This is a genomic window from Achromobacter sp. SIMBA_011, from assembly GCF_046535435.1.
GTDB classification, from domain to species: Bacteria; Pseudomonadota; Gammaproteobacteria; order Burkholderiales; family Burkholderiaceae_B; genus Achromobacter; species Achromobacter dolens.
Window position 1 is genome coordinate 1 of record NZ_JAWRWN010000299.1, and the last position, 283, is coordinate 283.

Below are 283 nucleotides of genomic sequence, written 5' to 3' on the forward strand. Positions count from 1 at the left end.
ACCGGAGCACTTTCAACAGCCTCTGCTTCTACTTTTAATACTACTCCTCAAACCGTTGCTAATGGTGATCCTTTTTCATTAGTAGGGAATCAGTTCTTAAATAATGTTACTTTTACTGCTCCAGATACTTTTACAGTTCAAGAAAGTGGTAACTATTATATATCTGCACAAGTTAGTTCAGCTAGTGGGCAAGCAGGTCCGGTTGGTATAGGTGTTAATGCCGTTCTCCCTAACCAGGGTACTGCTAGTGGTCTAGTCAACGGAACCTCAACTGGTGAACAAG

At 41.7% G+C, this 283-nt stretch carries 1 protein-coding gene; it reads left to right on the top strand.

What is annotated here, in order from left to right; all coding sequences use genetic code 11:
* A partial coding sequence (locus tag SB816_RS31040) for a hypothetical protein (RefSeq protein WP_410548120.1) occupies positions 1 to 283 on the top strand: 283 nt, incomplete at both ends.